Annotated in this window: 21 protein-coding genes and 1 tRNA gene; 12 read left to right on the forward strand and 10 right to left on the reverse strand. The window is 68.6% G+C overall.

Annotated elements, in window-relative coordinates; all coding sequences use genetic code 11:
* Both ACSQ2B_RS07135 and murA read right to left on the reverse strand, forming a co-directional pair.
* A complete protein-coding gene (locus ACSQ2B_RS07135; protein ID WP_436048570.1) occupies positions 1 to 441 on the reverse strand; it encodes a DUF2948 family protein in 441 nt (146 codons plus the stop codon).
* Positions 441 to 1,733, reverse strand: coding sequence for a UDP-N-acetylglucosamine 1-carboxyvinyltransferase (gene murA / locus ACSQ2B_RS07140; RefSeq protein WP_436048571.1), 1,293 nt, complete (start codon positions 1,731 to 1,733; stop codon positions 441 to 443). The genes ACSQ2B_RS07135 and murA overlap by 1 nt, the downstream gene beginning before the upstream one ends.
* Positions 1,734 to 2,151: 418 nt before the next feature.
* Here murA and ACSQ2B_RS07145 point away from each other — a divergent pair.
* The 3 genes from ACSQ2B_RS07145 (at position 2,152) to ACSQ2B_RS07155 (ending at position 5,690) form a co-directional block, all read left to right on the forward strand.
* Positions 2,152 to 2,226 (forward strand) — tRNA-Thr (locus ACSQ2B_RS07145).
* A 234-nt stretch (positions 2,227 to 2,460) separates the two neighbouring features.
* On the forward strand, positions 2,461 to 3,162 hold the full coding sequence (locus tag ACSQ2B_RS07150; protein ID WP_436048572.1) for an acyltransferase: 702 nt from the start codon (positions 2,461 to 2,463) through the stop codon (positions 3,160 to 3,162).
* A gap of 341 nt (positions 3,163 to 3,503) precedes the next feature.
* A complete protein-coding gene (locus ACSQ2B_RS07155; RefSeq protein ID WP_436048574.1) occupies positions 3,504 to 5,690 on the forward strand; it encodes a molybdopterin-containing oxidoreductase family protein in 2,187 nt (728 codons plus the stop codon).
* A 31-nt stretch (positions 5,691 to 5,721) separates the two neighbouring features.
* Here the strand turns inward: ACSQ2B_RS07155 and ACSQ2B_RS07160 are convergent, their stop codons facing one another.
* Together ACSQ2B_RS07160 and ACSQ2B_RS07165 are read right to left on the reverse strand one after the other, a co-directional pair.
* On the reverse strand, positions 5,722 to 6,291 hold the full coding sequence (locus tag ACSQ2B_RS07160) for a hypothetical protein (RefSeq protein ID WP_436048576.1): 570 nt from the start codon (positions 6,289 to 6,291) through the stop codon (positions 5,722 to 5,724).
* Between the two features lie 85 nt (positions 6,292 to 6,376).
* On the reverse strand, positions 6,377 to 7,465 hold the full coding sequence (locus ACSQ2B_RS07165) for a tetratricopeptide repeat protein (RefSeq protein ID WP_436048577.1): 1,089 nt from the start codon (positions 7,463 to 7,465) through the stop codon (positions 6,377 to 6,379).
* A 406-nt stretch (positions 7,466 to 7,871) separates the two neighbouring features.
* On the opposite strand from ACSQ2B_RS07165, the gene ACSQ2B_RS07170 reads away from it, so the two are divergent.
* The 5 genes from ACSQ2B_RS07170 to ACSQ2B_RS07190 all read left to right on the forward strand — a co-directional run bounded on the left by ACSQ2B_RS07170 (position 7,872) and on the right by ACSQ2B_RS07190 (position 11,239).
* Complete coding sequence (locus tag ACSQ2B_RS07170; protein WP_436048578.1) at positions 7,872 to 9,206, forward strand: sensor histidine kinase; 1,335 nt, start codon at positions 7,872 to 7,874, stop codon at positions 9,204 to 9,206.
* A gap of 68 nt (positions 9,207 to 9,274) precedes the next feature.
* Complete coding sequence (locus ACSQ2B_RS07175; protein ID WP_436048580.1) at positions 9,275 to 9,505, forward strand: hypothetical protein; 231 nt, start codon at positions 9,275 to 9,277, stop codon at positions 9,503 to 9,505.
* A 114-nt stretch (positions 9,506 to 9,619) separates the two neighbouring features.
* Positions 9,620 to 10,198 (forward strand): sigma-70 family RNA polymerase sigma factor, encoded by a 579-nt coding sequence (locus ACSQ2B_RS07180; RefSeq protein WP_436048582.1) that lies wholly within the window; start codon positions 9,620 to 9,622, stop codon positions 10,196 to 10,198.
* 78 nt (positions 10,199 to 10,276) lie between these two features.
* The gene (locus ACSQ2B_RS07185) at positions 10,277 to 10,636 is read left to right on the forward strand and encodes a response regulator (protein ID WP_436048584.1); all 360 of its coding nucleotides are present in this window, start codon (positions 10,277 to 10,279) and stop codon (positions 10,634 to 10,636) included.
* A 48-nt stretch (positions 10,637 to 10,684) separates the two neighbouring features.
* Positions 10,685 to 11,239 (forward strand): SOS response-associated peptidase, encoded by a 555-nt coding sequence (locus tag ACSQ2B_RS07190; protein WP_436048585.1) that lies wholly within the window; start codon positions 10,685 to 10,687, stop codon positions 11,237 to 11,239.
* On the opposite strand, the gene ACSQ2B_RS07195 is transcribed toward ACSQ2B_RS07190, so the two are convergent.
* The 4 genes from ACSQ2B_RS07195 to ACSQ2B_RS07210 all read right to left on the reverse strand — a co-directional run bounded on the left by ACSQ2B_RS07195 (position 11,236) and on the right by ACSQ2B_RS07210 (position 13,503).
* Complete coding sequence (locus tag ACSQ2B_RS07195; protein ID WP_436048587.1) at positions 11,236 to 11,649, reverse strand: GFA family protein; 414 nt, start codon at positions 11,647 to 11,649, stop codon at positions 11,236 to 11,238. The genes ACSQ2B_RS07190 and ACSQ2B_RS07195 overlap by 4 nt on opposite strands.
* A 5-nt stretch (positions 11,650 to 11,654) precedes the next feature.
* The gene (locus ACSQ2B_RS07200; protein WP_324089588.1) at positions 11,655 to 11,861 is read right to left on the reverse strand and encodes a DUF3126 family protein; all 207 of its coding nucleotides are present in this window, start codon (positions 11,859 to 11,861) and stop codon (positions 11,655 to 11,657) included.
* A 166-nt stretch (positions 11,862 to 12,027) separates the two neighbouring features.
* Positions 12,028 to 12,858, reverse strand: a complete 831-nt coding sequence (gene cysE, locus ACSQ2B_RS07205; protein ID WP_436048589.1) for a serine O-acetyltransferase — start codon at positions 12,856 to 12,858, stop codon at positions 12,028 to 12,030.
* A 30-nt stretch (positions 12,859 to 12,888) separates the two neighbouring features.
* Positions 12,889 to 13,503, reverse strand: a complete 615-nt coding sequence (locus tag ACSQ2B_RS07210; RefSeq protein WP_436048590.1) for an NUDIX domain-containing protein — start codon at positions 13,501 to 13,503, stop codon at positions 12,889 to 12,891.
* A gap of 153 nt (positions 13,504 to 13,656) precedes the next feature.
* Here ACSQ2B_RS07210 and ACSQ2B_RS07215 point away from each other — a divergent pair, with 153 nt between their 5' ends.
* On the forward strand, positions 13,657 to 14,268 hold the full coding sequence (locus ACSQ2B_RS07215) for a nitroreductase family protein (protein ID WP_436048592.1): 612 nt from the start codon (positions 13,657 to 13,659) through the stop codon (positions 14,266 to 14,268).
* A gap of 334 nt (positions 14,269 to 14,602) precedes the next feature.
* Here ACSQ2B_RS07215 and queF read toward each other — a convergent pair whose 3' ends face one another.
* Complete coding sequence (gene queF, locus ACSQ2B_RS07220; protein WP_436048594.1) at positions 14,603 to 15,058, reverse strand: preQ(1) synthase; 456 nt, start codon at positions 15,056 to 15,058, stop codon at positions 14,603 to 14,605.
* Positions 15,059 to 15,346: 288 nt separating this feature from the next.
* Between queF and ACSQ2B_RS07225 the strand changes: the two genes are divergently transcribed.
* On the forward strand, positions 15,347 to 16,051 hold the full coding sequence (locus ACSQ2B_RS07225; RefSeq protein ID WP_436048595.1) for a TorF family putative porin: 705 nt from the start codon (positions 15,347 to 15,349) through the stop codon (positions 16,049 to 16,051).
* Positions 16,052 to 16,268: 217 nt separating this feature from the next.
* A complete protein-coding gene (locus tag ACSQ2B_RS07230) occupies positions 16,269 to 18,200 on the forward strand; it encodes a polysaccharide biosynthesis protein (protein ID WP_436048596.1) in 1,932 nt (643 codons plus the stop codon).
* Between the two features lie 268 nt (positions 18,201 to 18,468).
* Here ACSQ2B_RS07230 and ACSQ2B_RS07235 read toward each other — a convergent pair whose 3' ends face one another.
* Positions 18,469 to 20,316, reverse strand: coding sequence for a phosphoenolpyruvate carboxykinase (GTP) (locus ACSQ2B_RS07235; RefSeq protein ID WP_436048597.1), 1,848 nt, complete (start codon positions 20,314 to 20,316; stop codon positions 18,469 to 18,471).
* Positions 20,317 to 20,556: 240 nt separating this feature from the next.
* Between ACSQ2B_RS07235 and ACSQ2B_RS07240 the strand changes: the two genes are divergently transcribed.
* Positions 20,557 to 21,570 carry an NAD-dependent epimerase gene (locus ACSQ2B_RS07240; protein ID WP_436048598.1) on the forward strand — a complete coding sequence of 338 codons (1,014 nt, stop codon included), beginning with the start codon at positions 20,557 to 20,559 and terminating at the stop codon, positions 21,568 to 21,570.
* Positions 21,571 to 21,595: the final 25 nt, after the last annotated feature.

The raw sequence follows: 21,595 nt of genomic DNA on the forward strand, positions 1-21,595 counted from the left end.
TTAGAGCTCGTGGGCCGGCTTGCGAGGCGTGGGCCAGGGCTGGGAGACGTCGGCCAGCACGGCGTCGACGCATTCGACGGTGGCCCGCAGGTCGCCGCCGCCGGCGCAGGTCAGGGTCACCACCCCGCCCGGGGCCTCGCCCGGCTCGAAGGTCATGGCCAGGATCTCGACGACGGCGTCGGCGGGGGTGCGGCGGATCTTGCGGGTCTGCAGGCTCAGCACGCCCGACAGCTGCAGGGCCGAGCGCACCCGCTCGCCGCCGGTTTCCCAGCGGTAGCGGTTGAAGGCCACGGTCAGGCGCCGCGCCTTCGGTTCGAAGATGATGTCGCCGACCTTGGCGACGGCGTCCTGCATGGCCGCCGAGATCACCGCCAGGTCGTCGGCGTCCTGGGCCAGGAGGCGAAGCGGCGCGGGCGCCGGCTGGGACGAGGGGCTGGCCATCAGTCCTCCGCCGGCCCGGAGTCGCCCTTGAGACGACGGATCTGGGCCCCGCAGGCGCTGAGCTTCTCTTCCAGCCGCTCGAAGCCGCGGTCGAGGTGGTAGACCCGGTTGACCACGGTCTCACCGCGCGCGGCCAGGCCGGCGATCACCAGGCTGACCGAGGCGCGCAGGTCGGTGGCCATCACCGGCGCGCCTTCCAGCGCAGCCACCCCGCGCACCCGCGCCTCGCCGCCGTGCACCGAGATGTCGGCGCCCAGACGGCCAAGCTCAGGGACGTGCATGAAGCGGTTCTCGAAGATGGTCTCCTTGATGACGCTCTCGCCGTCGGCCAGCGTCATCAGGGCCATGAACTGGGCCTGCAGGTCGGTCGCGAAGCCGGGAAAGGGGTCGGTCTCGATGTCCACCGCCTTCAGCCGGCCGCCGTCGCGCTTCACCGTCAGCCCGTCGTCGTGCTCGATCACCTCGACGCCGGCCTCGCTCATCTTGCCGATCAGCGCCTGGATGAAGTCGCTGCGGGTGCGGGTCAGCCGGACCTCGCCGCCCGCCATGGCGGCGGCCAGCGCATAGGTGCCGGTCTCGATACGGTCGGGCAGGACCGCGTGGGTCGCCCCGTGCAGCCTGGCCACGCCCTCCACGCGGATGGTCTTCGTGCCGGCGCCGCTGACCTTGGCGCCCATGGCGTTCAGGCAGTCGGCGAGGTCGACCATCTCCGGTTCGGCGGCGGCGTTCTCGAGAATCGTTTCGCCCGCGGCCAGGACGGCGGCCAGCAGCGCATGCTCGGTCGCGCCGACCGAGACGAAGGGAAACGCGATCCGCGCCCCGGTCAGGCCGCGCGGCGCCTGGGCGTAGACATAGCCCTCGTGCAGGTCGATCCGGGCGCCCAGCGCCTCCAGCGCCTTCAGGTGCAGGTCGACCGGCCGGGCGCCGATGGTGCAGCCGCCGGGCAGGGAGACCTTGGCCTGGCCGCCGCGGGCCAGGAGCGGGCCCAGCACGTTGAACGAGGCGCGCATCTGGCGCACTAGGTCATAGGGCGCAAAGCCCGAGACGATCTCGCGGGTGGTGAGCAGGGTCTCCGGCCCGTCCGGGCCGTCGCTCTCGACGACGTCGGCGCCCAGCCGCTGCAGCAGCCGGCCGAGGAAGCGGGTGTCCGCCAGCCGCGGCATGTTGGTCAGGCGCAGCGGCTCGTCAGTGAGCAGGCTCGCCGCCATCAGCTTGATGGCCGAATTCTTGGCGCCGCTGATCGGGATTTCCCCCTTCAGCCGCGCGCCGCCCGTGATCGCGATGCGGTCCAATCCCAATCCTTCGAAACGACCGCCATTTCCGTCGCGGCGGGCAGGCCCAAATGCTTTCGCTATCTAACGTGCGCCCTGCTTTGCGCAAAGGGCGGCTCAGGCGGAATCGCCGTCGCCTGGTTTGGGGCCCGGTTCGGGGCCAGATTCGGGGCCAGATTCAGGCGGCTCCGCCTCGGCCCCTCGCCTGGGCTCGACCTTCCGCCGACGGAGGTTCGCCCGCAGCGCCCGGGCGAGCTTGGCCTCGCGCTCGGCCTCGATTCGCGCCTGTCTTTCGGTGGGGGCCCCCGGCTTCTGGGGGGTGCGATCGGACGCCATCGCCCACCGGTGCGGCCAGCTGTCCACCGCGTCAAGCGCACGCGGCGCGAATTGGGGCTTCACGCCGCGGGATTCGATGGCTATAGACCCCGCCTCGCCTTTCGCCGCCGTAGCTCAGTGGTAGAGCGCATCCTTGGTAAGGCTGAGGTCGGCAGTTCAATCCTGCCCGGCGGCACCATGTTTCCCCAAGCCCTTCAAGGGCTTGGGGAAACACCACTCCTCCCAAAAAAATAGTCCGTCTGAGCGCCGGCAAGCCGCTTCGCGGTCTGTTTGCGCGTTCGGCGAGAGCTGGACGACGTCTGGCGCCGCGCCTCGAGGGTGCGACCTCGCCCCGCCTGCCCAATCCCCAAGCAGCTCACCCTGTGTCGCGCCGGCGGCCTCCGACGCGCTGACGCAGGCTGCGATCGTTGCGATGCTGGCGGCCGTCCATGGCGGACTTTGCGCTTCCAGCTCTCTTTTCAATGGATCGATGTTCCCAAGCCCGCGCCTGGCCTGTGCGAGATGTGAGAATGGGAACGCCACGTTTACAAGCCAGAGGCTGGCCTATATTGCGTCCTACAAGAACACGGGGGCATCCGAAATGAACGTCGGGGATATCTTCAATCTAAAGAAGGTGATCGGACGAATTCGGAACAAAATAATCCGCCTCTCCTCCCCTCGATTTGTCACGTTTAAAGGGCGCGCCAAACTCGGGAACAAGGTGGCGTTTTTGTACAATCACGGAGAAATAGTGATTGGCGACGGCGTAAGCATATTCAGAAACACCGAGATTCTTTCACCGGTTGAAATCGGCGCATCGACGTTTCTCAATCGAGACTGCTACGTCAGAGCAAAGACGACGATCGGAAAGAATGTCGCCGTAGGCCCGTTTACACGCTTCGTCACCGATACTCACGACGCTGGGCCGTCGAGCCGGCGCGCCGGCGCTGAGCGATTCGACCCGATCGTCGTCGAAGACGGCGTCTGGATCGGGGCGTGCGTCACGGTTCTGGGGGGTGTCCGCATCGGCCGGGGAAGCATCGTCGCCGCAGGGTCCGTGGTGACAAAGGACGTCCCGAGCAATGCCCTGGTCGGCGGCGTTCCCGCGAAAGTCCTCAAGACCTTGCCAGAGTAGGCCGCGGCGACCCCGGGTCGCCGCGCCATGTCGGAACCCCGACACATTGCAAAACGTTTCCGCAAACAGCGGCGCATCACGATGCCCCTCGTTACTCCCCCTTTCCCGGGTGGAGCGCGCCGGAGCCCCCGGTCCTCTCGCGAGGCCGGGGGCCTTTCGTTTCGGCTCCGAGGGACACGGCTGGCCGGCGAATCACGGCGACGGCGACGGCTTGACGCTCCGGGACAATGTTTTCCGCCCCCGGTTGGCCTGCAGGGACACGGGGCGGCGGCCCGGCGCTCTTGCCTCCCCCTCCCCAGCTGCGATCCTTGGGTGCTGACGACAGGCCGAAAGGACCGTTGATGGCGCACAAGGCCAAGACCTTCTGCCGGAACTGCGGCGCCCTCTGCTCCATGGAGGTGACCGTCGACAACGGCCGGGTGGTCGAAGCCGCCCCGGATCCGGACGCCGTTTCGCCCTACGGCGCCTACATGTGTCCCAAGGGCGCAGCCGCGGTCGATTTCCACAACGGCGCCGAGGGCCGCTTGCTGCACAGCCTGAAGCGCGACGCCTCCCGAGGCCTTGGGGGCGACTTCGCCCCGATCGCGGCGGAGCGGGCGCTGGACGAGATCGCCGCCAAGATCGGCGCCCTGATCGCCGAGCACGGGCCGCGCTCGGTCGCGGTCTTCCACGGCACCGGCGCCTATCGCAGCGTCCTGGGCGGGCTGATGGAGAAGGCCTTCCTGGCGGCGATCGGCTCGCCCAACCTGTTCTCGACCATGACCATCGACCAGTCGGCGAAATGGGTCACATCGGGACGCATGGGGGTGATGGCCAGCGGCAAGCCCAGCTTCAAGGACGTCGACGTCGGCCTGCTGGCCGGCAACAATCCGGTGGTCAGCCACCAGACCTATCCCTTCGGTCCGGGCGAGAGCGGCGCGCCCGCCCGCGCCTTCGCCGAGGCCAGGGCGCGCGGCGTGAAGCTGATCGTCGTCGACCCGCGCCGCACCGAGACGGCGCGCTACGCCGACCTGCTGATCCAGCCCCTGCCCGGCCACGACGCCGAAATCTTCGCCGCCATCGCCCACATCCTGCTGCGCGACGGGACCTACAACAGAGCCTTCTGCGACCGTTTCGTCAGCCAGATGGACGAACTGCGCGCGGCCGTCGCCCCGTTCACGCCCAAGATGGCGGCCGAGCGCGCCGAGGTGCCGGTCGAACAGATCGAAGAGGCCGCCCGGCTGCTGGGCGCGGCCCGCCGGCCCTTCGTCGGCAGCGGCTCGGGCCCCTCGATGTCAGCCCACTCCAACCTCGCCGACCATATGATCGAGGCGGTCAACGCCCTGGTCGGCGGATATCGGCGCGCGGGCGACCTGGTGCGCAATCCCGGCGCGCTCAAGCCGCGCGTCGTCAAGGAGACGGCGGCAGCGCCCACCCGGACCTGGGAAACCGGCGTGAAGTGCCGCACCGCCGACATCGGCAAGCTGTTCGGCGAATTCCCCACCGCCCGCCTGCCCGAGGAAATCACCGTCCCCGGCCCCGACCGCATCCGGGCGCTGATCGTCTTCGGCGGCAATCCGCTGATGGCGCTGGGCCATCCGGACAAGGCGATTCCCGCCTTCCAGGATCTGGAACTGCTGGTCAGCCTCGACGCGCGGCTGAACGAGACCGCCCGCCTCGCCCACTACGTCATCGCCACCACCCAGCCCTTCGAGCGGCACGACCTGAGCGTGCCCGGCGACGGCCTCTATCCCGAGGCCTTCGCCCAGTACGCCGCCCCGGTGGTCCCGAAACCGCCGGGCCTGATCGACGACTGGGAGTTCTTCTGGGCGACGGCCTCGCGGCTGCGCCTGCCCCTGACCTTCAAATACTGGACCTATGGGCTGGACTTCGACTCCATCCCCGACGGCCTCGACCTGGACGTCGACGTCGCCCCCGATCCGGAAGACCTGATCCGCCACCTCTGCCGCGACAGCCGGGTCTCGTTCGAGGAGCTCAAGGCCAATCCCAGCGGCGTTCGGCCTCAGATCGCCCCGCAGCATGTCGAGGCCGTCGAGGACAATGGCGCGCGGCTGGAGATCTGTCCGCCCGACATCGCCCAGGAGCTGGCGGCGGTGCTGGCCGAAACCGCCGACAGCCGCTTCCGCTACCAGCTGACCTGCCGGCGCATCCTCGAGGCGATGAACAGCGCCTATCGCCAGTCCCGTGGGACCGGCCGGAAGTATCCGGTGAACTGGGCCTATATGAACCCGCAGGACATGGCCGCCGACGGGATCGCCGAGGGCGCGCCGATCGAGATCACCTCGGAGGCCGGCCGCATCATCGGGGTCGCCCGGGCCGAGGACCGGCTGCGCCGGGGCGTCGTCTCGATGACCCACCTGTTCGGCGCCATGACGCCGTCGCACGATCCCTGGAGCCAGGGCGGCAGCAACACCGGACAGCTGACCTCGCTCGACCAGTATCTGGAGCCAATCAACTTCATGCCGCGCTTCTCGGGCATCCCGGTCAACGTCCGCGCCGCCGCGGTCGAGACGCAGGCGGCGGAATAGGCCGACGGGCGTCTTCGGCCAGGGCGCCGGGCTATGGTCGGGGAATAGGCGCGCCCATCCGCGCGGCCGCCGGCGGCGGGGTCTGCTCGCGCCAGTGGTCGCGGTTGGCGAGCGCCATGGCGGCGATCCGTCCCCAGACGGCCTCGCCGTTGCCGCTCAGGCGGATGTTGAACTGGTCGGCGTTGCGGAACTCCAGCACCTCCACGCCCTCGGGCCCGGCGCTGTACTGGTAGTTGTGGCCCGACGGGATGAAGAAGCCGTCCCCGGCGCGCAGCACCTCGGTCCCCAGGCGCGCCTCGCCCGAGATCACATAGTAGGCGCAGTCGGCGTTGTGGCTGTGCCGCGGCAGCATGTAGTTGGCCTTGAACCAGCCGTAGCCGATGCTCATCCCAGAGACCGGGTCGGAGAACAGCAGCCGGGCCATGGCGCCCTCCGCAGCGCCGGCGGGACCGGCCTGGGCGATGCCCGCCAGGTCGGTGGCGGTGATGTTCTCGGACGGCATGTTGTGCTCGTCCATGTCCTTCGCCTGCTCGGCGCGGAAGATTCGGAAGCGCGAGACCGGAGCCTGCGCCGCGTCAGCGACGTCTGCGGAACCTGACATCTGGTCTCCCATCTTCGCGCGCCCTCGGGCCGAGCGGCTGTGACGATCTTGACTCCCAACGCCCTCGCCCCGCAACCCGCCGGCGCTATCGTCCGGCGACGAGGATCTCGAGGTCCGCCGCGATCTCGCCCAGCACCGGCGCCCAGTCCCCCGGCGTCGCCTGGCGATAGAGCCGCATCGACGGATACCAGGGCGTATCCCGCCGGCCGCGCATCCAGCGCCAGTCGAGCCCCTGGACCGGCAACAGCACCCAGCAGGGCTTGCCCATGGCCCCGGCCAGATGGGCCACGGCGGTGTCCACCGAGATCACCAGGTCCAGCTGCTCGACGATCGCCGCAGTGTCGGCGAAGTCGGCGGCGCCGGTGGCCGCGGGGTCCAGGTCGATCACCTGGGCCGGCAGGCTGCGCAGCGCTTCGGCCTCGCGCCCTGAAAGCGAGCGGTTGCGGTCGTTGGCGTTGGCCCGGTTTCCAGCGGTCATCAGCCCCACCTTGACGCCCGGCGGCAGCGCCTTCGGCCATGGGCTCGCCGACTGCAGATAGGGCGCGCCAGGCACGGTCTCGACGGTGACGCCGAGCCGCGCGGCCAGGGAACAGGCCATCACCCAGCCGTCGGGATCTGGAAAGCTGATCTCCCCGCGCGCAGGGATCACGCGCACCCCGAGACTTCCGGCGAACAGCCGCTCGAGCGGCGGCCAGCAGACCAGGGTCACGTCCGCTCCCTTCGCCTTCAGGATCGGCGCGAAACGGGCGAACTGGATCTGGTCGCCAAAGCCTTGCTCGGGCCAGATCAGGATCTTGCGGCCCGCGACGTCGCCGCCCGGCCACTCGGAAAACGGCAAGCGCGGCTTTACATAGGCGTCCATCGCATGGCGCGCCTCGAACAGGGCGAAGCCTTCGGCATATCGCCCCTGGCTGAGCAGCAGGATGGCCAGCAGGCGGGCGGTCGCCATGTCTTCGGGCGCAAGCTCCAGCGCCTTGCGGAGATGCGCTTCGGCGAGCTCGAGGTCGCCCGCCTGTTCGCAGGCGAGCGCCAGATGCCGCCACAGCTCGGCGTCGGCTGGGCCGGAAGCCAGGGCCCGCTCCAGCAGTCGCCGGGCCTCGGCGGCGTCGCCTGCCTCGCGAGCGGCGGCCGCGCGTATCAGCAGGGCCGCCGTGGGTTCGGTCTGCGCCATCATGCCGCGAGGCTTCGCCGAAACCGCGCGCAAGGTCCAGCCGCCGGACGGCGGAACAACAGGCGCCGCCCCGGGCCTCCGCCCGCCTGCAGCTTGAGCTTGCACCAACTGACTCAACCTATGATAGCGTCCGCGCGCACAGAACGGCCGATTCACCAGGCTGACTGCAATCTAGACGGTTTCTTATACTGATAAGGACCCACGCCTCCTGGGCGCGAAGACCTCCACTGTTCGACCCAACCGCCCTTTCATTTGATATGCGGCGCCCATGACTCTCCCCCGTCACAGGAAATGCGATTCGCCACCTTGACCTTGCGGGGCTTAGACTGGCCGACAAGCACGCACAGGGCGCAGCATGTCGCGCAATCCAACCGCCCGCTTCGCCCCACTTGCCGCCTTGGCGCGGCAAATGGTCGGCCCGCTGAGCGCCGTTGGCTTCGTGCTTCTGGCTGCGGCCCTGCGCACCGTGCTGGGAGAGCGGCTTCCAGGCCTGACCGTCTTCAGCCTCTATTATCCGGCGATCCTGGGGGCGGCGCTCATCGGCGGGGAGGCCGCTGCAGCGCTGGCGCTGGTGCTGAGCGCCTCGATCTGCTGGCTGATGCTGCACAATGCGCGCGGCCTGCTCGTGCCGATGTCGACGATCACGGTCAACGTCCTGCTCTTCGTCGCCACCGCCGCCTTCGTCGGCGCTGCCGGCGCAAGGCTGCGCTGGCTGCTGCGCCGACGCCGGGTGGACATCCTGCGGCTGGGCGAGCGGGAGGCCCGCTACCGGGCCCTGTTCGAGGGCGTGTCCGAGGGCTTCGCCCTGATGGATGGGGTCTGGAGCGACGACGGACGGCTGCTCGACTTCGCCCTGGACGAAGCCAACCCCGCCCTCCTGAAGATGTTCCGACTGACGCCCGACATCATCGGCCGGCGGCAAAGCGAACACCCGACGAGGCTCGTTCCCACCTATATTGAGGCCTGCGAGCGCGCCTTCGCCGGGCCGCCGGTCCACCTGGAGATCTTCCACGCCCGGGCGCAGCGCTGGTACGACATCCGCCTCAGCCGGGTCGGCGACACCAAGCTGGCGCAGATCTTCGTCGACATCACCGACCGCAAGGCCGCCGAGAGCCGCCAGACGGAAATGTTCGACGAGTTGAACCACCGGGTGAAGAACAACCTCGCCGCGGTCTCCGCCATGCTGAGCCTGCAGGCCCGGGCGGCCGACGATCCGCGGGTCCGCGACCAGTTGAACAAGGCGGTCGACCGCATCGCGACAATCGGCGAGGTCCACGCCAGCCTCTATCGCGTCAGCAGCACCGACGAGGTCGACTTCGCCGCCTATCTGCGGCGCCTCTGCGAACGCCTGACGACCGGACTGATCGACAGCGAGCGCGTACGGATCGACGTCGACGCCGATCCGGCGATGGCCTCGCTCGACGAGGCGGTGGCCCTGGGGCTGATCGTCAACGAGCTCGTCACCAACGCCGCCAAATATGCCTATCCGCCGCCGGCCGGCGGCGTGATCCGCGTGGAGCTGCGCAATCGGCCAGGGGAGTTTCTGCTCAAGGTCAGCGACGACGGCCAGGGGATCTCCACCGGCGGCTCGCCGACGGGGATCGGCATGCGCCTCGTGCGCTCCCTGGTCCAGCAGTGCCGCGGCGAGCTGGGCGTGGCGCAGGACGGCGGCGCGAGCTTCACCATCCGATTGCCGGAACACGGCCGGCCGGGAACCTGCTCCACCCAGAGCCCGCTGCTGTAGCGCGCGCGGCGCCCGCGGCGGAAAAGGTCTCCGCTGGGTGAACCTATCTTCTGATAAGGTGTTACGGCGTGATGGTAGATCTGAATTCAGCTTCGATCGCCCAGTTGCAGACGCTGCCCAGCGTGGATCTGCGCGCCGCCTATGACCTGCTGCTCTGGCGGCCATACCTGACCTGGGACGAGGTCGCCTTCGTCCCGGGCTTCGACCGCGCCCGGGCCCGAACCCTCAGGGCCGCAGGCGCGAGCGTCGGCCTGCCGCGCGAGCCGCGCATCGCCGAAAACCCCATCCACCGACATTGACAGGGCCACATGGGACGGGCGGGCCGCCAGCCCGTCCCTCGCGTTGCGATCCATACGGCCGGAACCAAGCTGCGCCATGGACGTTTTTCGCCTGGGTAGACCAGGGGTGTGCGAATGACGGACCGTCAGGCCGACCGCTTTGAGACCGAGCTGCTGGAGGCGGCGCCCTTCCTGCGCGCCTTCGCACGCACCCTGTGCCGCGACCCCGAGCAGGCGGAGGACCTCGCCCAGGAAGCCCTCATGAAGGCCTGGCAATGCCGCGAGCAGTTCCAGCCGGGAACCAACCTGCGCGCCTGGCTGGCGACCATCCTGCGCAACCGCTTCTACTCGCTCGGTCGGCGCCGCAAATGGCAGGCCGACTATGATCAGGAGGTCATCGAGCGAACACTGGTCGCCCCCGACGACGCCGAGAGCATCGTCGCGCTGGAGGACGTGCGCCGCGCCCTGGCCATGCTCCCCGACTTCCAGCGCGAGGCCCTGATCCTCGTCGGCGCGGGCGGCATGTCCTACGATGAGGTGGCCCAGATCGCCGGCTGCCCGCTGGGCACGGTGAAAAGCCGCGTGCGCCGCGCCCGCGACGAGCTGCAGGCCATCCTCTTCCGCGGCAAGCTGGCGCCGGGCCAGAGGTCCTCGACCCCGCTCGAATCGCTGGTGGCCGACTTTGACCGTCTTAGCAACGCCAAGGCGGCCTAGGCGCAATTCTCCAAAGTGCAGCTTGCCTTCGCAGCTGGCGACCTTTAGCCCCGGGCCGCCACTGCGCAGGGAGAGGTCATGGGACAGGTCCTGCTCGTCGAGGACGAGGCCTTCATTGCGGAGATGATCCAGGATGCGCTCGAGGATCGCGGCCTGCAGGTCAAGAGCGTCTACTCGGACCGCTCTGCCTACGCTGCTCTCGAAGACGAAGCACAGTCCTTCTCGGTGCTGATCGCCGACATCAACCTCGGCCCCGGGACCACCGGCTTCGACGTCGCCCGGCGGGCGCGCGAGCTGCATCCTGAGCTGAAGGTGGTCTACATCACCGGCCACGCCGCCCACCTGCAGAAGCAGGGCGTCAACGACTCCGTCATGTTTCCCAAGCCCTTCTATCCGGAGGAGCTGGCCGAGCGGGTGGTCGCGCTGCTGCAACCCTAGCGCCGTCCGGGTGGACGCACGGCTGTCCGCCCCCCAGACTTGTCGCCCATGTGCAACGAGTACCGCTTCAAACAGTCCCTCGACCGCCTCGCGCTGGAGTTCGGCGCGCTGAAACTGCCCCTGCACTGGGCGGACGGCGCGCCCAACCTCGAACCGCGCGACTCCATCCGCCCCACCGATCCCGCGCCGGTCATCGTGGGCGCCCCCGAGGGCGCGGAGCTGAAACAGCTGCGCTGGGGCTTCGTCCAGGCCGGCCGGCCGCCAGTGATCAACTTCCGCTCAGACGGCCGACGGTTTCCCGCAGGGCGCTGCCTGATCCCGGCCGACGGCTTCTACGAGTTCACCGGCGCGAAATATCCGAAGTCGAAGTGGCTGTTCACCCGGGCGGACGACCGGGAGCTGTTTTGCATCGCAGGCCTGGTGCGCGACGACCGCTTCACCATGCTGACCGCCGAACCCGGCCCGGACATCGCGCCCTATCACGACCGGCAGATCGTCATCCTGCACCGCAAGCACTGGGCGGCCTGGCTGGGCCCCGCCGAGGCGCAGCCGCCTCTGGAGCCGCTCCCCGCCGGCAGCCTGAAGGTGGAGCAGATCCGCTAGTCGATGTGCTCGACCGTCTCGCCCAGCACCACGGTCCACGGATGCTTGCGCGCCTCGTAGACGGAGAAGCGCGGCGGCGGGAACTCCGGGTCGGCGAAGGCGCCGAGCGGGATGGCGACCACGCCCGGCATGTTCTCATTGGTGTAGGCGACCGTCGAACCGCACCGCGGGCAGAAGCGGTCGATGACCTCGCCTCCGCTGTCGGCGATGCGAACATAGGTGCTCGCCTCGCCGGACAGGGTGACGGAGTCTTGCGGAAAGCGCGCCTGGGCGGAAAAGGCGCTGCCGGTGCGGCGCTGGCAGACCAGGCAGTGGCAGACCGAGACCCGCACGGGCTCGCCCTCGCACCGGGCGCTGAGCGCGCCGCAGCGGCAGGCGGCGGTGCGGACCGGTCCGGGTCCTACCGACATGGGACCTACGGAAGGTCCTCGGCGAGGATCGCCATCTCGAACATGAAGGAGCCGTCTTCGTCTTCGTCCTGGAAGACGACACCGACGAATTCCTCGCCGACATAGACTTCGGCGGAGTCCTTCTGCTTCGGACGCGGCGTCAGCTTGATGCGCGCGTTGGCGAAAGTCCCGCGCAGATGGGTCTCGATCTTGCGGATGGTCTTCTCGTCCACGCGGGCGCTCCTGAAACGTTCACTCGCGCGGAACCTAGCCGCGCGCAGCGTCGCGCCAAAGTAGAATCCGGCCCCGCGAGAGGGATGCCGGCGCAGTTTTGTGGACGAGTCTGGCATTTCGGTCGCAACCGGCGCCAGCCGCAGGCCTCAAACAGGCGCGCGCGCCTCAGATCACGTAGTCGTACACCGCCTCGGCCAGGGTGTGGTCCATGCTGCGGGCCGGCTCGTTGCAGGTCGGGCAGTTGATCAGGCGCGCCGGCACCCCGGCGGCGGTGCAGCCGGGCGGCACCGGCTTCAGCACGACCGAGCCGGAGGCGATCTTGGCGTAGTCGCCGATGGTGATGTTGCCGAGCACCTTGGCGCCGGCGCCCAGCAGCACGCCCTTGCCGATCTTCGGGTGGCGGTCGCCGCGGTCGGCGCCGGTGCCGCCGAGCGTCACGCCCTGCAGCATGGAGACGCCGTCGCCGATCACCGCGGTCTCGCCGATGACGATGCCGGTGCCGTGGTCGACGAAGACGCCCCGGCCGATCTGGGTGGCGGGGTGAATGTCGACCTGGAACAGCTCGCTGGTGCGGCTTTGCAGATGGAAGGCCAGGGTCTCGCGCCCCTCCTGCCAAAGCCAGTGCGACACCCGCTGGGTCTGCAGGGCCAGGAAGCCCTTGAAGAAGAGGAAGGGCTGCAGATAGCCCTTGCAGGCCGGATCGCGTTCGAAGACGGCGCGCAGGTCCGCCTCGGCGGTGTCGACCAGGCCGGGATCGCTGGCGTAGGCGTCCTGGGCGATCTCGCGCAGGGTCATGGCCCGGAACTCCTGGTCGCCGAGCTTGCGCGCCAGCTGGTAGGACAGGGCGTCCGCCAGGGTCTTGTGGTTGAGGATGACCGTCGCCAGCAGACTGGCCAGCGCGGATTCATCGCGCGCGGCGGCCGTCGCTTCATTGCGCAGCGCCGCCCAGACCGGGGGCGCGACGCCGGGATCGATCACTTCCAGTCGTTGGCTCAATGTCGCTCCTCCAGCCTTCGGCCGCATCCCCTAGCCTAGCATGACGCGGGTTAAAGCATCAGGCAGGGCCCCTTCCCGAGCCATATGGTAGGCCCGAAGCAGCATCGCCACCGTCAGGACGTCTTTGAGATGACCTTCGAGCGCGGCGTCCAGCGCTTCACGATATGGAACGCGGGCCAGCATCAGGGCCTCGGTGTCGTCGCTCTGATGGCCGCCGTCGCTCTCGGAGAGGCCGAGCGCCAAGTAGCCGACGCCGCACTCGTCGGTGACCGAGTTGGACAGCTGCACGTGCAGGATCTTGCGCCATTCCAGCGCCTGCAGCCCGGTCTCTTCGGCCAGCTCCCGCTTGGCGCCGTCCAGCGGATCCTCATCGAGCGGCGCGCCGCCCTCCGGCAGCTCCCAGCTGTAGTCCGCATGCGCAAAGCGATTCTGGCCGACCAGGGTGACAGTCCCGTCGTCGTGCAGCGGCAGGACGGCTGTCGCCAGGTTCTTGAAGCTGATCAGCCCGTATTGCGCAGGCTGGCCGGTGGGCGCGACAGCCTCGTGGTCGGTGACTCGAATCCAGGGATTGTCATAGACAAGACGCGCCGCCCCGCGCTTCCAGGGAAGACCGTGCGGCCGAAGCCAGGCGGGCTTTTGCGACATCTTCCAGCTTACCTTGAGCCAACCTGCCTTGCGGCCAACTTGCCTTGCACATGGGGCCCGCCGCCCCCAATAACTTGCCTTGCACATGGGGCCCGCCGCCCCCAATAAAGGGCGGCCGCCGCCCGGTCTTGTGAAAAAGAAAGCTGTACCCGCGTGCCCGACGCCCTGCCCTCGGCCCCCGCCTTCGGAAGCCCCCTGCCCGTCGAGGCTGCGCCCGAGGTGCTGGCCTTTCTCGCCCGCCGCCGATCCGTCTCCGCGGTCACCCTGGCCGAACCCGCGCCCTCATCGACGCAGATCGCCGAACTGATCCGGCTGGCCGCCCGGGTTCCCGACCACGGCAAGCTCGCGCCCTGGCGCTTCGTCGTCCTGCAGGGCGCCGCCAAGGCCGCCTTCGCCGGCGGGCTCGACCGGCTGGCCCAGGACCGCGACGACGCGACAGCGGCCTCCAAGCTCGCCAAGCTGAAGACCCCGCCGCTGGCGATCGCGGTGATCGCCGCCCCGCGGCCGGCGGCGATCCCGGAATGGGAGCAGCTGCTGTCGGCCGGGGCGGTGTGCACCACCCTGACCTACGCCGCCCTGGCCATGGGCTTCGGAGCGAACTGGATCACCGACTGGTACGCCTACGATCCGCAGGCCTGCGCCCTCCTGGGTCTCGCGGCCCATGAGAAGGTGGCGGGCTTCATCCTGATCGGCACGCCGCGCGAGCCGCCGCTCGAGCGCGAACGTCCGGATTCTGCGGGCCTGACGTCGGACTGGGCGGGCTGAGCCAGCGCGAAACGCTGGACGTCAGGCCCCCGGAAGCAGGCCCCAGAAACACAACGGCCGAACGACGCGTCGCGCCGTCCGGCCTGAGGTGACACGCCCGAGGAGAGATGGGCGAGACAGATATAGATCGAAATCGCCGGCCTGGGAAGCCCGTTGGGCCCGCAGGCGCGAGCAGGCCGCCATTTTCACGCCAGGCGTGAATTCGGGACGGACGCGACTCATCTGTCAAATGCTGAAGAGGCGGAAATTCGCAGCTGTCAGAAGCGTCAGTTTTGCTTCACGATTAACCAACTCACCTTGTTCCGATAACCTTTCCGGCACGGGAAAAACGCGCTCAGCCGCGGCCGCGGTATGGGGTCACACCCTGGTCCGGCAGCCACATCCCCTCTGGGGCCGGGCCGGTCTGCCAGAAGACGTCGATCGGAATGCCGCCCCGCGGATACCAGTAGCCGCCGATCCGCAGCCAGCGCGGCGCCAGCTCGGTCGCCAGACGCCGGCCGATCGACACGGTGCAGTCCTCGTGGAAGGCGCCGTGGTTGCGGAAGGAGCTGAGGTAGAGCTTCAACGACTTCGATTCGACCAGCCAGTCGGCCGGCGCATAGTCGATGACGATGTGGGCGAAGTCCGGCTGGCCGGTGACCGGGCACAACGAGGTGAATTCCGGCGCGGTGAAGCGGGCGAGATAAAGGGTGTCGGGGTGCGGATTGGGCACGCGCTCCAGCACCGCCTCGTCCGGGCTGGCGAATCCGCGGACCTCGCGCCCGAGCTGCGTGAGATGGGTCTCTTCCATATGCGCGGCTTTAGCGCCTCGCTCGGGAGGGAACAACGGCCAGAGGCATGATGGCGCCGAATCACCCCACCGGTGAAAACGGGCGAGCCGGATTACGCTTCACGCGAATATGCTCATTTTTTAACCTACACTTAAGCATAATCGTCCAAAGGCTAGGCGGGTGGACGGCCTGCCGGAATATGCGGCGCCGCCACATTGATCCTAACGCCGTCGCCGGGAGGATGCCGCGACGGCCGAAGCGGGGCGAGCCCTGCGTCAAATCTCGGTCGCAGAAAAAAGGGGATAAGAATGAAGTTGCTGAAACTCGCGCTGCTGGCCGCTGTCGGCTCGATGGCGCTCACGGGCGCCGCCCAGGCCGCCGACCGCCCGCTGGGCCTGACCTTCAACGCCGGCGCCGCGACGAACTATGAGTTCCGCGGCGTGACGCAGACGCAGCACGACCCGCAGGTCTTCGCCGGCGCCGACGTGACGATCGCCGAGATCGGCTATGCGGGCGCCTGGGTGTCGAACGTCGATTTCGGCACCAACACCGACATCGAGTATGACCTCTACGCCGGCGTGAAGCCGAAACTGGGCGCGGTCACCTTCGACTTCGGCGCGATTCGCTACGGCTACACCCATGGCGACAGCAACGACTACGACTACTGGGAATTCAAGGCGGCCGGCTCGGTGCCGGTGGGCCCGGCGACCGTCGGCGCGGCCTTCTACTATTCGCCGAACACCTGGGGCGCCGGCAACGTCAACGCCTACTACTACGAGCTGAACGCCAGCGCGGCGATTCCGGAGACCAAGTTCTCGGTCAGCGGCGCCGTGGGGCGGCAGGAATACCAGGGCATTGGCGACTACACGACCTGGAACCTGGGCGCGGGCTACGCCCTGAACGACACCGTCGGCTTCGACCTGCGCTACTGGGACACCGCCAGCGCGGAGAAGAGCTTCTACGGCAGCACCGCCGATGCGAAGCTCGTGGCGGGCCTGAAGGTCACCTTCTAAAGAGGACGCGCCAAAAGGCGCGACCTTCTAGCCACAGGCGAAGCCGTCGCGGAAACGCGGCGGCTTTTGCCAATTGCGTCAGCAGCCCGGGGTTCCTAAGGTCCCACGTGGCCGACCTAAGCTCATTAAAGCACGGGGTTTCCTGTTGCGATTCGCACGTCGGCCGACGCACTCCGACGGCAGGTTGCGGGGTTCGAGGGTGAGCGGAGCGCGGCCCATGCAGCGGATGGCTTTGCGAGCCCAGACCATTCTGCTCGACGCCCTGATCGCCGCCGCCGCCTTCGCCGCCGCCTATATGGTGGCCCCGCCGCGGCTGCACGGCCTGGCCGCGAACGGCCTTCCTTCGCTGACCCTCATTCAACTGGTGGTGCTTTACGCCGCCCTCGCCGCCAGCTTCTCGCTGCTGTTCCGCCGCGAGCTTTCGCCCTGGCGCTACACCTCGATCCCCGACGCCGTGGTGCTGATGCGGGTCGCGGTGCTGACCATCGGCGTCTTCCTGGTCTGGGTCTTCGTGCTCGACCGGGCGCGCGGCCTGCCGCGGCCGACGCTCTTCCTGGCGCCGCTCTTCCAGATGACCGGCTCGATGGGCATCCGCATCCTGCGCCGCGCGCTGCACGAGCATGCGCTGGGCGCCTTCGCCCCGCTGGCCTCCCTCGGCGACCGCGCGAACCAGGCGCCGCCGCTGCTGCTGATCGGCCCGCCGGCGCTCGCCGACAGCTATCTGCGCGACGTCGCCCGCAGCCATGACCGGACCTATTCGCCGGTGGGCATCGTCGCCGCCGACCAGCGCGACGTCGGCCATCAGGTTCGCGGCGTCTGCATCATCGACTCCCTGGACAACCTCGAGGCCGCCCTCGCCGACCTCCGGCGCTGGAACCGATATCCGCGCGCCCTGCTGTTCCTGGACGAGCCGACGCGGCTGAAGGGCCTGACCGCCGGCCTGCTCGGCCGCCTCAAGAACGACGGAATTCGCCTGCTGCGGCTGCCCTCGATCGTCGAGCTGTCACAGCACGACGGCGTCACCCTGCTGCCGATGCGCGACATCAACATCGAGGAGCTGCTGGCGCGCGACCCCATCCAGCTCGATCGCAGCGCCATCGCCAGCCTGGTGCGCGGCCGCCGGGTCCTGGTCACCGGCGCCGGCGGCTCGATCGGCGCGGAGCTCTGCCGGCAGCTGGCCACCTTCGAGTGCGGTCATTTCAGCCTGCTCGACTATTCCGAAACGGCGCTGTTCGAGATCGAGCGCGAGCTCGCCGAGACCTTCCCGAGCGCCACGCGCCGGGCGATCCTCTGCGACGTCCGCAACGCCGCGCGCCTGACCAGCCTGTTCCAGGAGGAGCAGCCGGACCTTGTGTTCCACGCCGCGGCCCTGAAGCACGTCTCGATGGTCGAGCGTCACCCCTGCGAGGGCGTGCTGACCAATGTGGTCGGCACCTGGAACGTCGCCGAGGCCGCCAAGAGCTGCGGCGCCGACCACATGGTGCTGATCTCCACCGACAAGGCCGTCGATCCGACCAATGTCATGGGCGCGACCAAGCGGCTGGCGGAATCGGTCATCCGCGCCCAGCAGGGCTCGGGACACACCACCCGCTTCGCCGCCGTGCGCTTCGGCAATGTGCTCGGCTCGGCCGGCTCGGTGGTGCCGATCTTCAAATCGCAGATCGAGCGCGGCGGGCCGGTCACCGTCACCCATCCGGAGATGGAACGGTTCTTCATGACCATACCGGAGGCGACGCAGCTCGTGCTGCACGCCACCGCCACCAACACCGAAGGCGAGGGTCGCGACGCGCGTCTCTTCCTGCTCGAGATGGGCGCCCCGGTGCGGATCCTCGACCTCGCCCGGCAGATGGTCGCCTTGTCCGGCCGCAGGGATATCGAGATCGAAGTCACCGGCCTGCGCCCGGGGGAAAAGCTGACCGAAGCCCTGCTGGACGAGACCGAGCGCTCGATCCGCTGCGCGCCCAAGGTGATGGAGGTGATCTCCGCCTCGGCCCTGCGCGTCACCGCCGGCCATCTCGCCGAGCTTCAGCGGCTGGCGGAGTTGGGCGAGGTCGACGAGGTCCGCCGCGCTCTGTTCGAGCTGGTCGCCCAGATCCGCGGCGAAAAGCCCGGCGCGGCCCCCGCCCTGCGGGTCGTGGCGAACCGCTAGGCGAGCGGCTGGCGGCGACACCCGCGCCGGCGGCGGCGTCCTTCTCCCCATGTGGGAGAAGGTGGCCCGCGAAGCGGGTCGGATGAGGGGGCTCTCAGAACCGTCGGATTAGCCGCGAAGCTTTCGAGGCGGCGATCATCTTCGCCCCCTCATCCGTCGGGCTCTCGCCCGACACCTTCTCCCACAAGGGGAGAAGGGCGAGACAAGCAAAAGGGGCCGCGGCGTCACCGCGGCCCCTCGAGTTCAGGTCAGGTTCTGACGGCCTCGCCTATTCGGCGGCGGCCATCGCCGGGCTGGCGGTCTCGAGCCGCTGCACCAGGGTCTCGTACTCGGCCCAGAGCGCCTTGGGCAGGCGTTCGCCGAAGGTCTCGTAGAAGGGCGGGATCAGGGCCGCTTCCTGGCGCCAGATCTCCGGATCGACGCTGAGCAGCAGCTCGATCTGTTCGGCCGTCAGGTTGAGGCCGGAGACGTCCAGTTCAGAAGCCTTGGGCAGCAGGCCGATCGAGGTCTCGACGCCCTCGGCCCGGCCTTCCAGACGGTCGACGATCCACTTCAGCACGCGGCTGTTGTCGCCGTAGCCCGGCCAGACGAACTTGCCGCGCTCGTCCTTGCGGAACCAGTTGACGAAATAGATGCGCGGCAGCTTCGCGGGGTCCGCCTTGGCGCCCATCGCCAGCCAGTGGCCGAAATAGTCGCCCATGTTGTAGCCGCAGAACGGCAGCATGGCGAAGGGGTCGCGACGCAGGGCGCCGATGGCGTTCTCGGCCGCGGCGGTGCCTTCCGAGGCGACGTTCGAGGCCATGAAGACGCCCTGGGCCCAGTCGCTCGCCTCACGCACCAGCGGCACGGCGCTGGCGCGGCGGCCGCCGAACAGGATGGCCGAGATCGGCACGCCGGCGGGATCTTCCCATTCGTCCGCGGCGACCGGGCATTGCGAGGCCGGCACGGTGAAGCGCGCATTCGGATGGGCGGCGGGCTCGTCGCTCGCCGGCGTCCAGTCGCGGCCGCGCCAGTCGATCAGATGCGCCGGGGCTTCCGGGGTCAACCCTTCCCACCAGACATCGCCGTCGTCGGTCAGGGCGACGTTGGTGAAGACGCTGTTGGCGTAGAGAGAGTCGATGGCGTTCTTGTTGGTCTCGACGCCGGTGCCCGGCGCCACGCCGAAGAAGCCGGCTTCCGGATTGACCGCATAGAGCCGGCCGTCCTGGCCGAAGCGCATCCAGCATATGTCGTCGCCGATCGTCTCGGCCTTCCAGCCGGGCAGCGTCGGCTGCAGCATGGCCATGTTGGTCTTGCCGCAGGCGCTCGGGAAGGCGGCGGCGACGTAGTGCACGCCGCCTTCCGGCGAGGTCAGCTTGAGGATCAGCATGTGCTCGGCGAACCATCCCTCGTCGCGGGCCATGACCGAGGCGATGCGCAGGGCGAAGCACTTCTTGCCCAGCAGGGCGTTGCCGCCGTAGCCGGAGCCGTAGGACCAGATCTCCCGGGTCTCGGGGAAGTGGACGATGTATTTCTCTTCGTTGCAGGGCCAGGCGACGTCCTTCTCGCCCGCGGCGAGCGGCGCGCCCACCGTGTGTACGGCCGGCACAAAAAAGCCGTCCTCGCCGAGCTGGTCGAGGGCGGCCTGACCCATGCGCGTCATCACCTTCATGGAGATGGCTACGTAGGCGGAGTCGGTAATCTCCACGCCGATGGCGCTGATCTTCGAGCCGAGCGGTCCCATGCAGAAGGGCACCACATACATGGTGCGGCCGGCCATGGCGCCCTTGAACAGGCCGTGCAGGGTGGTCCGCATCCCGGCGGGGTCGGACCAGTTGTTGGTCGGGCCGGCGTCCACCTGCTTTTCGGAGCAGATGAAGGTGCGGCTCTCGACGCGGGCGACGTCGCGCGGATCGGAGGCGGCGTAGAAGGAGTTCGGCCGCTTCGACGGGTTGAGGCGCTTGAGAGTACCCGTCTGGACGAGCTCCTCCGTCAGGCGATTCCACTCATCCTCGGATCCGTCGCACCAAACCACACGGGCGGGCTGTGTCAGCTCTGCAATCTCCCGCACCCATTCGATCAGCTTCTGGTTTTTCGTCGGCGCGGGCTCGAGACCCGAGACGGTAGGTTGAGACATCCAATTACTCCGTAACCCCGATGGACAGCGCGGCTCCGCCGGCCCCCGAACGGTCATTATAGAACATCCACTCAATGCAGGGACGACCCCTGCACGCCGCACGCCAAGCCCAAAAATCCGCGTTGCACGTCAACGCACCATGGGGTGTTTGGCTCAGCGGTTTCGTTCACTTACGCTCGACCGAGCGTCTTCGGTCGCGTACCCCATGCTGCGAGCTGCGTCACTATCTACGGAGGCAAAATGACAGTCCTGCTTACGGGTTCGGCAGGTTTCATAGGCTTCCACCTCAGCCGGCGCCTCCTGGAGCGCGGGGACGAGGTGGTGGGCGTCGACAATTTGAACGCCTACTACGACCCGGCGCTGAAAGCAGCACGCTTGGCGATCCTGGAAAAATACCCGGGTTATCGCCACGCCCGGGTCGACCTCGCCGACCGTGAGGGGGTCGCGGCCCTGTTCGCCAAGACCCGGCCGGCCGCCGTGGTCAACCTCGCCGCCCAGGCCGGCGTTCGTTACAGCCTTGAAAAACCAGAGGCCTATGTGGACGCGAACGTCGTGGGCTTCCTCAACGTTCTGGAAGGCTGCCGCGCGGTGCAGCCGAAGCACCTCGTCTACGCCTCCACCAGCTCGGTCTACGGCGCCAACGGCAAGCTGCCGTTCAACGTGCACGACGGCGCCAATCACCCGATCACCCTTTACGCCGCCACCAAGCTCGCCAACGAGTCGATGGCGCACGCCTATGCGCACCTGTTCTCCATACCGGCGACCGGATTTCGGTTCTTCACCGTCTACGGTCCGTGGGGCCGCCCGGACATGGCGCTGTTCAAGTTCACCGACGCCATCCTCAAAGGCCAGCCGATCGACGTCTACGGCGAGGGGAGGATGCAGCGCGACTTCACCTTCGTGGACGACATCGTCGACGGCCTGGTGGCGGCGGTCGACCGTCCCGCCCAGGTCGACCCGGCCTGGGATCCGCTGAAGCCCGACCCGTCCACCAGCGGCGTCGCGCCCTGGCGGGTGCTGAACCTGGGCGCCGCGCGCAAGGTCGAGCTGATGCGCTACATCCAGGTCCTGGAGGAAAAGCTCGGGCGCAAGGCCGAGCTCAACCTCATGCCCATGCAGCCGGGCGACGTGGCCCGCACGGAGGCCGACGTCGAAGCGACCACGGCCGCGCTCGACTATGCGCCGAAGACCCCCGTGGAGGTCGGCGTCGGCCAGTTCGTCGACTGGTACCTGGACTATTACGGCGCCGCCTGAGCGCCACGCCACGCCGCGCCCGCTG

This window comes from Phenylobacterium sp. LjRoot225 (assembly GCF_964252855.1).
In the GTDB taxonomy this organism is placed as follows: domain Bacteria; phylum Pseudomonadota; class Alphaproteobacteria; order Caulobacterales; family Caulobacteraceae; genus Phenylobacterium.

Coding starts and splice junctions, on each gene's coding strand:
- ACSQ2B_RS07135 (WP_436048570.1), bottom strand. CDS start 441: ATGGCCAGCCCCTCGTCCCAGCCGGCGCCCGCGCCGCTTCGCCTCCTG.
- ACSQ2B_RS07150 (WP_436048572.1), top strand. CDS start 2,461: ATGCTGGCGGCCGTCCATGGCGGACTTTGCGCTTCCAGCTCTCTTTTC.
- ACSQ2B_RS07155 (WP_436048574.1), top strand. CDS start 3,504: ATGGCGCACAAGGCCAAGACCTTCTGCCGGAACTGCGGCGCCCTCTGC.
- ACSQ2B_RS07160 (WP_436048576.1), bottom strand. CDS start 6,291: ATGTCAGGTTCCGCAGACGTCGCTGACGCGGCGCAGGCTCCGGTCTCG.
- ACSQ2B_RS07165 (WP_436048577.1), bottom strand. CDS start 7,465: ATGATGGCGCAGACCGAACCCACGGCGGCCCTGCTGATACGCGCGGCC.
- ACSQ2B_RS07170 (WP_436048578.1), top strand. CDS start 7,872: ATGGTCGGCCCGCTGAGCGCCGTTGGCTTCGTGCTTCTGGCTGCGGCC.
- ACSQ2B_RS07180 (WP_436048582.1), top strand. CDS start 9,620: ATGACGGACCGTCAGGCCGACCGCTTTGAGACCGAGCTGCTGGAGGCG.
- ACSQ2B_RS07185 (WP_436048584.1), top strand. CDS start 10,277: ATGGGACAGGTCCTGCTCGTCGAGGACGAGGCCTTCATTGCGGAGATG.
- ACSQ2B_RS07190 (WP_436048585.1), top strand. CDS start 10,685: ATGTGCAACGAGTACCGCTTCAAACAGTCCCTCGACCGCCTCGCGCTG.
- ACSQ2B_RS07195 (WP_436048587.1), bottom strand. CDS start 11,649: ATGTCGGTAGGACCCGGACCGGTCCGCACCGCCGCCTGCCGCTGCGGC.
- ACSQ2B_RS07210 (WP_436048590.1), bottom strand. CDS start 13,503: ATGTCGCAAAAGCCCGCCTGGCTTCGGCCGCACGGTCTTCCCTGGAAG.
- queF (WP_436048594.1), bottom strand. CDS start 15,058: ATGGAAGAGACCCATCTCACGCAGCTCGGGCGCGAGGTCCGCGGATTC.
- ACSQ2B_RS07225 (WP_436048595.1), top strand. CDS start 15,347: ATGAAGTTGCTGAAACTCGCGCTGCTGGCCGCTGTCGGCTCGATGGCG.
- ACSQ2B_RS07230 (WP_436048596.1), top strand. CDS start 16,269: ATGCAGCGGATGGCTTTGCGAGCCCAGACCATTCTGCTCGACGCCCTG.
- ACSQ2B_RS07235 (WP_436048597.1), bottom strand. CDS start 20,316: ATGTCTCAACCTACCGTCTCGGGTCTCGAGCCCGCGCCGACGAAAAAC.
- ACSQ2B_RS07240 (WP_436048598.1), top strand. CDS start 20,557: ATGACAGTCCTGCTTACGGGTTCGGCAGGTTTCATAGGCTTCCACCTC.